This window comes from Pseudomonas sp. NPDC087814 (assembly GCF_044742865.1).
Lineage (GTDB): Bacteria > Pseudomonadota > Gammaproteobacteria > Pseudomonadales > Pseudomonadaceae > Aquipseudomonas.
In genome coordinates, this window is sequence record NZ_JBIUVK010000005.1 from 81731 (window position 1) to 95391 (window position 13661).

The 13661-nt window shown below is 57.0% G+C and carries 16 protein-coding genes; 9 read left to right on the plus strand and 7 right to left on the minus strand.

Translation table 11 applies throughout. The annotated features are described in order from the left end of the window. Positions 1–26 precede the first annotated feature (26 nt). Positions 27–1418, plus strand: coding sequence for an aldehyde dehydrogenase family protein (locus ACIOMR_RS06285; RefSeq protein WP_401192899.1), 1392 nt, complete (start codon positions 27–29; stop codon positions 1416–1418). Between the two features lie 34 nt (positions 1419–1452). On the opposite strand, the gene ACIOMR_RS06290 is transcribed toward ACIOMR_RS06285, so the two are convergent. Next, on the minus strand, positions 1453–2091 hold the full coding sequence (locus ACIOMR_RS06290) for a TetR family transcriptional regulator (RefSeq protein ID WP_301050950.1): 639 nt from the start codon (positions 2089–2091) through the stop codon (positions 1453–1455). Between the two features lie 129 nt (positions 2092–2220). Between ACIOMR_RS06290 and ACIOMR_RS06295 the strand changes: the two genes are divergently transcribed. The 3 genes from ACIOMR_RS06295 to ACIOMR_RS06305 are packed head-to-tail and all read left to right on the plus strand — an operon-like array spanning position 2221 to position 5339. Beyond that, on the plus strand, positions 2221–2877 hold the full coding sequence (locus ACIOMR_RS06295; protein ID WP_401192903.1) for an O-methyltransferase: 657 nt from the start codon (positions 2221–2223) through the stop codon (positions 2875–2877). A gap of 22 nt (positions 2878–2899) precedes the next feature. Further along, entirely contained in the window at positions 2900–4105 is a 1206-nt protein-coding gene (locus ACIOMR_RS06300) for an arabinose transporter (RefSeq protein ID WP_177035784.1), read from the plus strand. Between the two features lie 22 nt (positions 4106–4127). Next, a complete protein-coding gene (locus tag ACIOMR_RS06305) occupies positions 4128–5339 on the plus strand; it encodes a YeeE/YedE family protein (protein WP_401192906.1) in 1212 nt (403 codons plus the stop codon). 115 nt (positions 5340–5454) lie between these two features. On the opposite strand, the gene ACIOMR_RS06310 is transcribed toward ACIOMR_RS06305, so the two are convergent. The 3 genes from ACIOMR_RS06310 to ACIOMR_RS06320 form a co-directional block, all read right to left on the minus strand. Then, positions 5455–5838, minus strand: a complete 384-nt coding sequence (locus ACIOMR_RS06310; protein ID WP_102368511.1) for a cytochrome c — start codon at positions 5836–5838, stop codon at positions 5455–5457. Positions 5839–5871: 33 nt separating this feature from the next. Beyond that, entirely contained in the window at positions 5872–6771 is a 900-nt protein-coding gene (locus tag ACIOMR_RS06315) for an alpha/beta hydrolase (RefSeq protein WP_401193096.1), read from the minus strand. Between the two features lie 147 nt (positions 6772–6918). After that, positions 6919–7359, minus strand: coding sequence for a TspO/MBR family protein (locus tag ACIOMR_RS06320; RefSeq protein ID WP_087694353.1), 441 nt, complete (start codon positions 7357–7359; stop codon positions 6919–6921). 454 nt (positions 7360–7813) lie between these two features. On the opposite strand from ACIOMR_RS06320, the gene ACIOMR_RS06325 reads away from it, so the two are divergent. Then, the gene (locus ACIOMR_RS06325) at positions 7814–8146 is read left to right on the plus strand and encodes a DUF6124 family protein (RefSeq protein WP_087694351.1); all 333 of its coding nucleotides are present in this window, start codon (positions 7814–7816) and stop codon (positions 8144–8146) included. 22 nt (positions 8147–8168) lie between these two features. On the opposite strand, the gene ACIOMR_RS06330 is transcribed toward ACIOMR_RS06325, so the two are convergent. After that, positions 8169–8402, minus strand: coding sequence for a hypothetical protein (locus ACIOMR_RS06330; RefSeq protein WP_003214497.1), 234 nt, complete (start codon positions 8400–8402; stop codon positions 8169–8171). 555 nt (positions 8403–8957) lie between these two features. On the opposite strand from ACIOMR_RS06330, the gene ACIOMR_RS06335 reads away from it, so the two are divergent. The 4 genes from ACIOMR_RS06335 to ACIOMR_RS06350 all read left to right on the plus strand — a co-directional run bounded on the left by ACIOMR_RS06335 (position 8958) and on the right by ACIOMR_RS06350 (position 12794). Then, positions 8958–10031 (plus strand): HD domain-containing protein, encoded by a 1074-nt coding sequence (locus ACIOMR_RS06335; RefSeq protein ID WP_401192910.1) that lies wholly within the window; start codon positions 8958–8960, stop codon positions 10029–10031. Then, positions 10021–11016, plus strand: a complete 996-nt coding sequence (locus ACIOMR_RS06340) for a nucleotidyltransferase domain-containing protein (RefSeq protein ID WP_401192913.1) — start codon at positions 10021–10023, stop codon at positions 11014–11016. The genes ACIOMR_RS06335 and ACIOMR_RS06340 overlap by 11 nt, the downstream gene beginning before the upstream one ends. Positions 11017–11030: 14 nt before the next feature. Then, positions 11031–11576: a histidine phosphatase family protein gene (locus ACIOMR_RS06345; RefSeq protein ID WP_401192916.1), complete on the plus strand. Its 546-nt coding sequence runs from the start codon at positions 11031–11033 to the stop codon at positions 11574–11576. Between the two features lie 273 nt (positions 11577–11849). Further along, on the plus strand, positions 11850–12794 hold the full coding sequence (locus ACIOMR_RS06350; RefSeq protein WP_401192919.1) for an EamA family transporter: 945 nt from the start codon (positions 11850–11852) through the stop codon (positions 12792–12794). Between the two features lie 91 nt (positions 12795–12885). Here the strand turns inward: ACIOMR_RS06350 and ACIOMR_RS06355 are convergent, their stop codons facing one another. Together ACIOMR_RS06355 and ACIOMR_RS06360 are read right to left on the minus strand one after the other, a co-directional pair. Then, a complete protein-coding gene (locus ACIOMR_RS06355; RefSeq protein ID WP_401192922.1) occupies positions 12886–13128 on the minus strand; it encodes a hypothetical protein in 243 nt (80 codons plus the stop codon). 12 nt (positions 13129–13140) lie between these two features. Then, positions 13141–13620, minus strand: coding sequence for a hypothetical protein (locus tag ACIOMR_RS06360; RefSeq protein WP_401192925.1), 480 nt, complete (start codon positions 13618–13620; stop codon positions 13141–13143). Positions 13621–13661: the final 41 nt, after the last annotated feature.

Genomic DNA, 13661 nt, shown 5'->3' on the forward strand with positions numbered 1-13661 from the left:
TCCCATTCACTGCGCAGGACGGTGCCATGAACTCCATTTCCTCCCAGACCCACGCGTTGTCGATCAACCCCGCCAACGGTGAAACGGTCGCCAGCTACCCGTACGAAACCGAGGCGCAGCTGGATGCCGCCCTCACCCGCTCGATCAACGCCTTCCGCAACGGGCGCAATACCCCCGTCGCCCAGCGCGCCGAATTGCTGCTGGCCCTGGCCAGCACCCTGCGCGACCAGGCCGAAGAAATGGCCCAGATGATCACCCTGGAAATGGGCAAACCCATCGCCCAGGCCCGTGGCGAAATCGAAAAATGCGCGCAACTCGCCGAGTGGTATGCGGCCCACGGCCCAGCCATGCTGGCCCCGGAAGCCACCCTGGTGGACAACGGCACCGCCCAGATCGAATACCGCCCGCTGGGCCCGATCCTCGCTGTAATGCCGTGGAACTTCCCGGTGTGGCAAGTGCTGCGCGGTGCGGTGCCAACCATGCTCAGCGGCAACACCTACGTGCTCAAGCACGCGCCTAACGTGATGGGCAGCGCGTACCTGATGAAACAAGCCTTCCAGCGCGCCGGCTTTGCCGATGGCCTGTTCGAAGTGATCAACGTCACCCAGGACGGCGTGTCCAAAGCCATCGCCGACCCGCGCATCGCCGCCGTGACCCTCACCGGCAGCGTGCGCGCCGGCATGGCCATCGGTTCCCAGGCCGGGGCCGCGCTGAAAAAATGCGTACTGGAGCTGGGCGGTTCCGACCCGTTCATTGTGCTCGACGACGCCAACCTCGACGAAGCCGTGCAAGCCGCCCTGATCGGCCGTTTCCAGAACTCCGGCCAGGTGTGCGCCGCCGCCAAGCGCCTGATCATCGAAGAAGGCGTGGTGGAAGCCTTCACCGCCAAATTCCTCGAAGCCAGCCGCAACCTGGTGATGGGCGACCCGACCGCCACCGAGACCTACATCGGGCCGATGGCCCGCTTCGACCTGCGGGACGAACTCGACGGCCAGGTCCAGGCCACCCTGGCCGAAGGCGCCACCCTGCTGCTGGGCGGCAACAAAGTCGAAGGCGCGGGCAACTATTACGCCCCCACCGTGCTGGCCAACGTCACCGACCAGATGACCTCGTTCAAACAGGAACTGTTCGGGCCGGTCGCCTCCATCATCACCGCCCGCGATGCGGACCACGCCGTGGCCCTGGCCAACGACAGTGAGTTCGGCCTGACCGCCAGTGTGTTCACCACCGACCCGCAGAAGGCACGCAGCATCGCCAACCAGCTGGAAACCGGCGGGATCTTTATCAACGCCTACAGCGTGTCCGATCCCCGGGTCTCGTTTGGTGGTGTGAAAAAGAGCGGCTTCGGGCGGGAATTGTCGCACTTCGGTGTGCGGGAATTCTGCAACGCGCAGACCGTGTGGCTGAACCGCCGCTAAGGCAAGCGCTGCAAGCGATGGCCCGCCCTGCGGGTCATCGTGCTGTCTGGTTCAGCACCGTCACGTAGGCACTGAACATATCCGCCATGGCATCCGCATAGGCGGTGATTTGCGCCTCAGTGCGCGGGCTTCCCGAGAATTCCTTTGCCACCGAACTGAAGGTGGTGGCGATCAAATCGCAAGCCAAAGCGCGGGTGGCTTCAGGCACCTGCGGCAGCAGTTCCAGCATGAACGCCTGGAAAATCTGTTGCCCTTCTGCGCGAACCTCATGGGCTTCGGGCGCATCACGGTACAGCGGCGCGGCGTCGCTCAGGGCGACGCGCATCTGCGCCTCTTCACATTCCGAACGAATAAACGCATGCACCAACGCCCGCAACCGCTCAAGGGCCGGCTGGCTGACGTCCTGCAGAATGCGGCTGAGCATCTGCGAGGTTTGCTGCCACTCATCCGTCTGCAGCCGAAACAGGATGGCCGCCTTGTTGGGAAAGTACTGGTACACCGACCCCACGCTGACACCGGCCTTTTCCGCGACACGGGCGGTGGTGAAACGGCTGGCGCCTTCCTTGGCCAAAACCTGAATAGCCGCCTCCAGAATGGCCGACACCAACTCGGTGGACCGCGCCTGTTTGGGCTCTTTGCGTGAGGAAATCTGCGAGGTCTGGCGATCGGTCATGGGGCGCTCCTGCTGCCGTTGGAATGCGAATAGCGAATGTGACGAATTGTTCGCATACTTTAAATGCGACGAATCATTCGCATACTAGCCCGGCGCCTCACGGCGCTCAACCTGCAGCAGGACATCCCCATGAATACGCTTACCTCGGCCCCGATGGCGGCCCTGATTGAACGGCTGTACACACAGGCCGATGCCGCCACCAGCCCCGTCATCAACACAGTGACCCACGAAGAACGCGACCGCCTGATGCGCAGCAAGACCGACTACCTGGCACTCTACGGGATGCTGAAAGACCTGTGGTTGCCCGTCTCCCGCGACACCGGCCCCCTGCTGTACATGCTCGCACGCAGCAGCAAAGCGCAGGCCATCGTCGAGTTCGGTACTTCGTTCGGCCTGTCCACCCTGCACCTGGCGGCCGCCCTGCGGGACAACGGCGGCGGCACGCTGATCAGCAGCGAGTTCGAGCCCTCGAAGATCGCTCTCGCCCGGCAACACCTGGAGCAAGGCGGCGTGAGCGACCTCGTGGAGATCCGCCAAGGCGATGCCCTGGTCACCCTGGCCACCGGCCAGCCCGACAGCGTCGACCTGCTGCTGCTCGACGGCGCCAAAGCCCTGTATGGCGATGTACTGAACCTGGTGGAAAGCCGCCTCAAGCCCGGCGCGCTGATCATCGCCGACAACACCGACTACTGCCCCGACTACCTGGCCCGGGTGCGCTCGCCAGCAAACGGCTACCTGTCGGTGCCGATCGGTGACGACGTCGAGCTTTCCGTTCGCCTGGGCTGATGCCCGTCAGAGGATTCAACTCATGTCTGGATTGGTAAGCCCAGTGGTACTGAAATTACTGCCCATCACCCTGGCGGTGTTTGTCGGGTTCCTGATCATCGGCATGCAACTGCCGGTGCTGCCACTGCACCTGCACAACACCTTGGGCATGGACACGCTGGTGGTGGGCGTGGTGATCGGTGCGCAGTTTGCCGGGGCATTGTTGTCGCGGTCCTGGGCCGGCAATTTTGCCGATATGCGCGGCCCCAAGCGCGCCATGCTTGTGGGCATGCTGGTGGCGGCCAGCTCCGGCTTGATCTACCTCGCGTCCCTGGCGTTTGTGGCATCACCGGTGGTCTCGGTGTGGGTGTTGCTCGCCGGGCGCGTGGTGCTGGCGCTGGGGGAAAGCCTGATCGTGACCGGCTCGATGGGCTGGGGTGTCGGGTTGGTGGGGCCGCAAAATACCGGCAAGGTCATGGCCTGGATCGGCATCGCAATCTACGCCGCGTTTGCCCTGGGGGCGCCCCTGGGAGTGGCGGTGAATAGCCAGTGGGGTTTCAGCGGGATCGCCGTCGGGACCATGGTGATTCCGCTGCTGGCACTGGCCATCGTCGCCGGAGCGCAAGGCGTTGCGCCGACCAGCCAGCGGCGCACCTCGTTTTTCAAGGTGCTGCGCTCGGTGTGGGTACCGGGGTTGGGCCTGGCCTTTGCAAGCGTCGGGTTTGGCGTGATTACCGCGTTTATCGCGCTGCTGTTTGCCACCAAGGCCTGGGGCAATGCGTCATTGGCGTTTACCGCCTTTGGTCTGGCGTTTATCGGCGCGCGGATTTTCTTTGGGCACCTGCCCGACAAGATCGGCGGTGCCAAGGTCGCGCTGGTGTGCGTGATAATCGAAGCCGCCGGGCAGCTGTTGATCTGGGGCGCAGACAGCGCCTTGACCGCCTACCTGGGCGCGGCGCTGACCGGCTTCGGCTACTCCCTGGCGTTTCCCGGCTTTGGGGTGGAGGCGATAAAGCGCGCGCCGCCCCAATCCCGCAGCCTGGCGATGGGTGCGTATGTGGCGTTCCTGGATATTTCGCTGGGGGTCAGCACCCCGCTGATCGGCGCCTTGGCCGGCGTGGCCGGAGTGGCATCGGTGTACCTGGCGGGCGCAGTGGCCGTGGCGCTGTCGGTGATCGTGGCGCTGGCGTTGCTTTTCAAGGCGCCAGTGGCGGAGCGCGAGGTTTATACTTCGCCACCTCGCCCTTAACCCACATCACCCGAGATTCCCGATGAGCCTTTCCCTATCCACAACCTCAGCGCGCAAGCCGCTCGCGCCCCTGCTGGCGTTTGCCATCCTGCTGTTCGGCGCCGTCTTCCTGCAAAACAGCGTCGGCTCGCGCCAGGTGCTGTTGCTGGTGGTCGGCGCCGCACTGGGCCTGACGCTGTACCACGCTGCCTTCGGCTTCACCTCGGCCTGGCGGGTGTTCATCACCGACCGGCGTGGCGCGGGCTTGCGTGCGCAGATGGTGATGCTGGCGATTGCCGTGGTGCTGTTCTTCCCCGCGCTGGGGGCCGGCACGCTGTTCGGCCAACCCGTGGTCGGGCTGGTGGCGCCGGCCGGGGTTTCGGTGGTGTTCGGGGCATTCATCTTCGGCATCGGCATGCAGCTGGGCGGCGGTTGTGCGTCCGGCACCCTGTTCACCGTGGGCGGTGGTAACGCGCGCATGCTGGTGACGCTGTTCTTCTTTATCTGTGGTTCGTTGATCGCGACTCACCACGTCGACTGGTGGTTCTCGCTGCCTTCGTTCCCGGCGGTTTCCATCGTCAAAAGCTTCGGCGTGGTGCCGGCCTTGCTGCTGAGCCTGGCCGTATTTAGCATCATCGCAGCAGTCACCGTGCGCCTGGAAAAAGGTCGTCACGGGCAACTCGAAGCCGGCGTCACCAGCCAGCACCAGGGCCTGCGCCGCTTCCTGCGCGGGCCATGGCCATTGGTGTGGGGCGCAATTGGCCTGGCCCTGCTCAACTACGCCACCCTGGCACTGGCCGGGCGGCCATGGGGTATCACTTCGGCGTTCGCCCTGTGGGGCGCCAAGGTTGCCGGCGGGTTGGGCGTGGACGTAGGCAGCTGGGCGTTCTGGCAAATGCCGGGCAATGCCAAGGCCCTGGCGGCGCCGGTGTGGGAAGACGTCACCAGTGTGATGGACGTCGGCATCATCCTCGGTGCGCTGTTGGCTGCGGGATTGGCCGGGCGTTTCGCTCCAAGCCTCAAAATTCCGGCACGCTCGCTGTTCGCCGCGGTGATCGGTGGGTTGCTGTTGGGTTACGGCTCGCGCCTGGCGTACGGCTGCAATATCGGCGCGTACTTCAGCGGGATTGCGTCGGGCAGCCTGCATGGCTGGGTGTGGTTGGTGGCGGCGTTTATCGGGAATAGCGTGGGCGTGCGGTTGCGGCCGTTCTTCTTTGCAGGTGAGCGTCCGCAAGTAGCGTTGAGCGGTTGCTGACTGATCGTTCCCACGCTCCGCGTGGGAATGCCGCCGGGGACGCTCTGCGTCCCGCTGTTGGTGACGCGGAGCGTCACGGGATGCATTCCCACGCAGAGCGTGGGAACGAGCAGCATCATCGGCTTTTTGAAATCACTCCACTCATGTACTGATTCAAGTCGCGGAAGTCCTGAACTTTCCAGGTGAACGGTGACAACCTCACACCGTTCTCCCGCAACGTTCTGGGAATCAGGTCGCCATTTGGACGAAGAATGACGGACGACACGATAACGCCCGGATAATCACTCAAGCGTTTTTTGAAAGTAGCCGTTGTCAGGTCAGGCGTAGGCGGATTGCTTTTATTCGCCAAGGGTCCCGTGCCTTTGATATCCGCGCCGTGGCACATGGCGCAGCGCTGCAGATAAATGTTTTTCCCGTTAGCGTTGTCCGCAAAGGACAGTGACGTTTGAACCAGCGATAAAATCCCCAGCGACGCGATGAACGACTTTCTTATTTTCATCTTTCCATGTGGCCTTGTTGTAAAAATCCAATATCAACCAACCGAGCGTAAACGACCCGTTATCCACTCGCGACTGTAAGCCAGCACGCGGCCCGACATCGCCGTCGGAAAATGAATAAACCCATGAGCCGCCTGCGGTAACAAAAACACCTCGGACCCCGCCCATCGCTCGGCCATCTGCAGCGTATCGTCCAGCAACGGGTCCAGCTCCCCCACAAACATCAGCGCCGGTGGCAGCCCGGCAAGGTCGCCATACAACGGTGACAACGGCGGCTGCCGACGCTGCTCGTCACTCAGGCCCGGCGTCAGCAAACGCAGCGCCTCCACCATGCCCGGCCCGTCCAGCAACAGCGTTTCCCGCCCCGCCGTGCGCACGCTCGGTGTACCGGTCAAATCGTAGACGCCGTAATACAGCACCGCCCCGCTCACCCGCGCCAGCAATTCGGGCGATTGCTTCAGCGCCAGCAGCGTGGCCGCCGCCAGGTGCCCCCCGGCAGACTCGCCGACAACGATCACCGGCAGGCCGGCGAACTCCTCACAGTCCCCGAGCAACCAGCGCGCCGTGGCCAGGCAGTCTTCCAGAATCCCTTCGACCGGCGTATTCACCGCCAGCCGGTAATCCACCGACACCACCGCCACCTCGCACGCATTCACCATGGCCACGTTGAGGTCGTCATTCATCTGCGCATTGCCGATCACCCAGCCGCCGCCATGGATATCCAGCACCACGCCCCTGGCCTTGCCCTTCGGCCGGATGATGCGCACCGGCACCGAGCCCACCCGCCGGCTTTCAGCGTGCAGGCCATGCTTGAGCAACTTGTTGCCGGCCACCATCTGGCTGGAGCGCAACAGCGCCTGGATCACCCGGGGCGTCACGCGGTTGCGGATGCGAAAACGCGGCATCCAGGCGAGCTTCTGGTTAAAGCGCTGCATTTGCGCCAGTTCATGTTCTTCAGCAGGCCACAGCGTGTGAGTTCCCAATTCGATATTCCCTCTATCTCTAAAAGAGATGTTCACCTTGGCCAGTGTGCGTGGGCATCATGGCAATGATGTTTCCGCCCTCTGCCCACGCCGCCAGGCTCAGCGGTTATTGCGCAGGATGGAGAAATTCAACGCAGCCGCAACGCTGAGCCACACCAGGTACGGGAACAGGATCAGCCCGGTGATCAAATCCAGACGCACCGTCAGCAGCACCATGGCGGCCACTACCAGCCACAGCAGCGTGATGATCACCATCCCGGCGAAAATCCGGTGGGCGCCGAAGAACACCGGCGTCCACAGGGTGTTGAGTGCGATCTGTGCAGCCCATAGAGCCAGCACGATTTCGCTGCCGGGGATCAGGGTCAAGCGATAGCCAGCCCAAGCCAGCAGCAGGTAGATGATGGTCCAGGCGACCGGGAACAGCCAGTTGGGTGGGGTGAAGCTGGGTTTGACCAGGGTGGCGTACCAGTCGCCCGGTTTGAAGATGATGCCGGTGCTCGCAGCGGCACCGCAGGCCAGAAGAAAAATAAGGAAGGTGATCATCGCGTGTCCTTGGCTCAGGGTTCGTTACAGCTTGGACGTCCTACACACCGGTAAAAGTTCACACGGCCCTGTAGGAGCAAGCTTGCTCGCGAAAAACGTCAACGCTAACGCGGGGCAACGGGGTAAATCCGTCATTTTGAAAGACAACACCACCTTGCTCCATTGCCTACGCTTACGTCAGAATCCGCCGGCTTGTGCACCTGGGTGGCCATCTCTAAGGTTGCTCGGTCGCTGAAAACTCAGTGATCGGGTTTAGTAGCCCTAGGGTCAATTACACATAGTGCATGAGCTGCATCTATCAGACGTTCCTGTCTGTGCTTGATGGTGGCTGTGCGTAGGGCGCCTTCGGGTGCGCCGGCTTTGTGTAATTCCCCGGTCTACTAACCTGCGTACAGCTGCCACCCTATTGTGTAGTAGCGAAAGGGTGTCGGCCCCATTCAGGAATTGCACCATGTTCAAAGTAACGCCGAATCCTCCTAACACGCCTGATCAAAAACTCCACCAGGCTGCCCAGCGCGCCATTGATCACTACCTCAATCCCGGCACTGATGCCGAGACAGTCCCAGAGACAACCGCCCTCTTCAGCGTCACCTCCGGCGTCAGCAGCGAAATCCTGATCGCCAACAGCTACGAAACCGTTTCCTCCGTCAGCGCCCTGCTGCTCGACCTGTCCGACGAACTGACCGGCAAAGACCGCGACGTGGCATTGGCCATACACCAGCTGAGCGAATTGAGTGTGCTGCTGATCGGCAAACTGATGGACCGCGAAACACCTCGGGCGTAGAGCCCAACGCGGTCCTGCGGGACTAGCCCTTCAACTCACCCAACCGATTACTCGCCGCGTCGTCGTATGCCACATACAACGACTCGGCGATTTGGCTTTTGATGGCCTTGGCGCTTTCCAGACCCAATACAAAACCTTCGGCCTTGCCGCCTGCGCGGTTCAGGTCTTCTTTGGTGTCAGCACCGGTGATGGCGTCGAGGAGCTTGATGGCCTGCGGGCCTACGCCTTTTGGGAGGCTGATTTGGTCGATGCTCATTGGGATGCCTCGGATGAGATGCGGAATGGTGTGGTGCGGGTGAAAGAGGTCATGGGCGATACCTTGAGATTGAGGTCGGTAGCGCGTGGAACCACTGCCGGGGGTGAGCATGGTAGACCGGTATGGGAATTAAAGGAGCCTTTCGACAGAAAGAGGTTTGCGAGTTTCACATCTCTTGGGGATAGACAAAGCCTTTTACAATTTTGGCCTGACTAGAAATCGCGTGCAAAACTGATTGCAACTCCTATCGAGGACGACGCTCGGGACCGACATCCCAGCGCCGGAAAGGCCGCCCGTCAGATACCAGAAGCACGCTAGACATTTTTTTGACAAGAGCTTCGTCAGGGACTGATAATCCAGATCATTTAGGATTGCGGAGTTGTGAAAAAATGATAGGCAATTGCAATGCTATAGAAAGTTTTGCGAGCCTATTAATTAATATAGCGACGCCTTTAGCGCAAGATGCATGGTAGGAATCATGATATATACTCTTATGGAATTTTGGCTTGAGGTAAATCATGACGCCCCCTCATTGCTATCTTTGATGTCTCAAGAATGAATTATAAATTTTCTGATAATATCGCAATGTGGCCATCGGCCATAGATGATCCTGACACCATTAACTACTGGATTAACACAATAGTTAGTGACGAGATCATGTCACTCATCATTCAGTCCAAACCTTTTAAAAGATTATACGATATATCTTTTCTTGGCGCGCTAGACTATACGTATCCAGGAACTGAAAAAATCTCTAAACAAAGTCGAAGTCGTGCAGAGCACTCACTTCATGTAGCAGCACTCGCAGCTTACGTTGCAGAAAAGCGCAATTATTCTCCCGATTTAAAAAGGCAACTAGTAATCGCGGCCCTTTTGCACGATATAGGCCACGCCCCATTATCACATAGTGCTGAGCCTTTAATAAAAGAAACGATAGGCTATGGTCACCATGAAGCTGGCGAGCAAATAATTGACGGAAAACAAAGGCTTGGCAAAGATCTCAGCCTAATACTCAAAAAATATTGCGACCTGGGTTTTATTCACAAACTTTTGAACATGAACGCATCCAAAGAAGATGGTGGAGACCTTTTTTACAGCCCCATAAATATCGACACCATCGACGGAATAACACGCTCACACACATACTTTACTGGATTTTCTTCAACTCACTCAAAGCTAGCTATTGCACACGCATCCTTTATTGACACTCCAAAAAAAGACCACCGCATCCTAGATGCTTTTTGGATTATGAAAGAAAGAGTATACTCTGGATTAATAAACGATGAAATTGGTATTATCTCAGATAAAACAAGTGAGATATTTTTCATGGAGTCTTCCATCCCTCTAGAGGAAGGAGATCTGTACAAAAGTGAAAAAAGCTGGCAGCAAAAGCACAAGTCATTATTCATCCAACTAAATGGAATTTTAAAAAGCAAAGTAATTCCAAGCTGTATTTCAAATTCAAAAATAAGCTTCACCAAAAGAACATACTCCATATTGCCCGACAAAGAAGACAGCAGCAGATACAGCTGCAAAAAAGAAAGTAAAGTTAAAGTTTTTTCACAAGAAACCGAAGACGAAGACAAACAACAAACAATAAATTTAAATGGAATTAAAAATGACCACTGACCGATTCTCAGGCTTTCAATCTATAGATAAAGCATATAAACACTCCCAAGCGATTATGGAGTCAATGAGGAGCGATTTACAGAAAGCGCTAGCAGAAAGTCCGTTTAAAGATAGACTAACCATCGTAACAACTGGCTCCTTCGGAAGGGGTGAGGCTTCAAAAGAATCAGACTTAGACTTATTTATTTTTTTCGACTCTGATAAATCTGAAGATAGCTTACAGACTGAGCGGACCTTAATACGCACAATAGTTGAGAGCTATATCAAAAAACCTGCCGGGGACACTGGAACATTTGGTTCTGATGTAGTAGTAAACTTCAATGAAATGTTACAAAACATAGGTGGAGACAAAGATTTCAACATACTTCTGACTAGAAGAATGTTGTTTTTACTTGAAGGAAAATGGCTATATGGTGAAGAGCGCTTCAAAGCATATAGAACTGACCTTCTGAATAAATATATCAAAGCAGGTGACCCTGAAAGACAAATTTCTCGGTTCCTGCTCAACGATATAATTAGATACTACCGAACAATTACAACCGACTTTGAATTTAAAGTAACGGAGAGCAGCAAGTCCTGGGGACTAAGAAATGTAAAGCTCCGCTTTTCACGAAAACTATTATATTTTGGCGGTGTAATCTCGATAGCTGAAACAGCACTTTCTGCTCAAACAGAAAAAAACGAGCTACTCGCAAACATTCTAGACAAGACAGTGTTAGAGCGGGTCCAAGATATCGGAATCGACAACGCATACACACCTGAAATCCTTGGAATATACCAAGATTTCTTGCAAACAATAGAATGCCCAAAAAACAGAGAAACATTAGAAAAAATAACAAAAAACAACCGCGCCGAATGCCCTTTATTTTTAGAAATGAGAGAAAAAAGCAAGGAGTTCTCTAAAGTCCTCGATAGTTGGCTGAAATTGCAGTATCCAGACAACACCAATCCGCCACACCCAATTCATAATGCTTTAATATTTTAAACAGGAGATACGTCTTGATATTGTATATTCGACACGGACAAACGGATTACAATATCAATAATTTATGGATGGGGAGCATTGACACTCCGCTTAATGATGAAGGTCGCGCGCAGGCGAAGAATGCTGCTATAGAACTGTCCAAAATCCATTTAAAAAAAATCTATAGCAGCCCTCTAATTCGAGCTTATGAAACCGCACAAATCATAGCAAAGCAGCAGTGTATTACGCCTGAAATCTCAATTCTCCCGGGAATACAAGAGCGCTGCTTTGGAGAGCTTGAGGGAACTTACAAGAGCCTAAACGCCAGAGCCAATATTAACTTTTACTCCAGCGTAGAAAACAAAGATCTCTTTAAGAGACGTATAATGAGCAGTATAAACTCCATCAACAAACATGAAAATATTCTGATAGTCTCTCACTCAGCTGTATTTCGTTGCTTAATTGAAGAACTGGGATACCTAACAGTACCACCATCAAAAAACATCAAAAACTGCCAAATAGTAAAACTAAAAACACCCACATCTGAAATCGTAACCCAAATAGAGGAAAGTGCATTTTAGATCTAGTTAATCGTGCCATTTTTTATAAACGTATATCAGGCACTTCGTACCACTCCTAAAATAGCTCATAAAACTTTCGATACACTACCTGTGCAATAACCCTCATCTCTCCTCTCTACGAATATGCCCAAAAACTATCACTAGCGCTCCTTCAATACCCTCCGTCCCACCCAAAAAACGTCCCTTGCCCTCGCGAACCAAACACGCTACAACCTCCACCTTCAAGTTGTACGACAACCCCCCCCCTTGGCGCCAACTCCCCGAGCCCCCACCATGACTCCCCCTGCCCCCACCCAATTCCCCCGCCACATCGCCGTCCTGATCCTGCTCTGCATGGGCTGCGCCTTCGCCGGCAACCACATCGCCGCCCGTGTAGCCTTCGACGACGGCGCCGGAGTCCTTCTCGCAATCCTCATGCGCTCCGGCGGCACCCTGTTGGTTCTGGCGATACTGGTCCTTTACCAACGCCAAAACCTCCGCCTCCCCCCAGGCGCATGGCGCTGGCAAGTCCTCCTGGGCCTGCTCATCGCCACCCAAAGCCTCTGCCTCTACTCCGCCGTCGCCCGCGTCCCGGTAGCGCTGGCCTTATTGGTCGCCAACGTGTTCCCCATCCTGCTGGCCCTGCTCACCTGGGCACTCGGCGGCCCACGCCCTACCGCACGCACGGCCTTGCTGATGGGCCTGATTCTGTTGGGCCTGGTGTTCGTGCTGGACGTACCCGGCCGTCTCTCGGCCAACACCACCCTCGGCCCGGAATGGCTGGTCGGCGTCTCCCTGGCCTTTTGCGCCGCGTTCGTATTCGCCTGCGCGCTGTGGATCACCGACCACAAGTTGTCTCAAGTGCGCGGTTCAGTGCGCAGTCTGCTGACGATCTTCATTGTGTTCAGCAGCGTCAACCTCGCGGGCTTGAGCGGTGCGCTTGTCGATGGCCTGAACCTGCCGGCCACCAGTACCGGTTGGCTGGCATTGGCCACGTTGGTGGTGCTGTACGGCACGGGTTTTATCGTGCTGTTCATTTCGGTGCCGCGCCTGGATATGCCGCGTAATGCGCCGGTGATGAACATTGAGCCGCTGGCGACGTTGTTGATGGGCTGGATCGTGCTCGACCAGATGCTCAGCGCCGGGCAGGTGGTGGGCGGGATGATTGTGGTGACGGGGATTGTGTTGCTGACGTATCGCAAGTCGCCCCAGCCGGCCGTCAAGGCTCATGCTGCGTAGGTCGAGAGGCGAATCGGAAAAGGGACGGATCTTTTTTCAGATCAGTCCGTCCCTTTTTACTGCCGGGCGTGGGGAAATTCCTGGCCCTCCTTCAGCCAATCGGCTCGAACCGCCGCCGCTTCAGGAACAACCCCACCCCCAGTGCAACGGCAAAGATCGACAGCAGCCCCAGGTCAACCCCAAGCAAGCGGATTTGGCTCACAGCCACGCAGCCGACCGCCCCCACCGCTACCAATAGCACCCCTAGCCATTTGCGAAGCGGGTACGACCTGATAAACCGATCAAGCAGAAAAAACAGCACCAGGGCAACGACCAGTTGGGTAATGTCAGACATGTGTTTCTCCCGTCAGGTCTTGATGATCAGTGTCGAGGCGCTGCGCTGCGGGCCGATGCCGCCGTTCACCTGCGCTTCGATGCTGACCAGTATGTCGCCTGCATGATAGGTGGGCAGGGTGTCACTCACGTACATGCGCACTCCGGCGCCGACAGGGGCGCCCACGTAAGGGGACGCTACGTAAGAGGTGGCGCCAGCGAAGGCCGAGGCCGCAAGGTTGGCGATCTTGGTGCGTTGGGCGTTGAGCACGTCGCCCTGTTGCCGGGTCAGCGGCTTGGAGATGCCGATCATCATCAGGCACGGTAGGTTCTTGGCCAGCATCTTGTCGTACACCTCGACGACTTTGCGGTTGACCTCGTAGTGGGCGCTTTTCGCTTCGCCAAAATGCAGCTCGCTCAGACGTCCGCGTTCGCTGTCGGTGAGGGTGATCTGCGAGACGTTGAACACGATCCCGTGATTGCCCATGTATTGGAAAGTCCCTTCGAACTTCATCGCACGCATCCTTTCGAGCCAAAGGCGGGGATTGTCTAGAA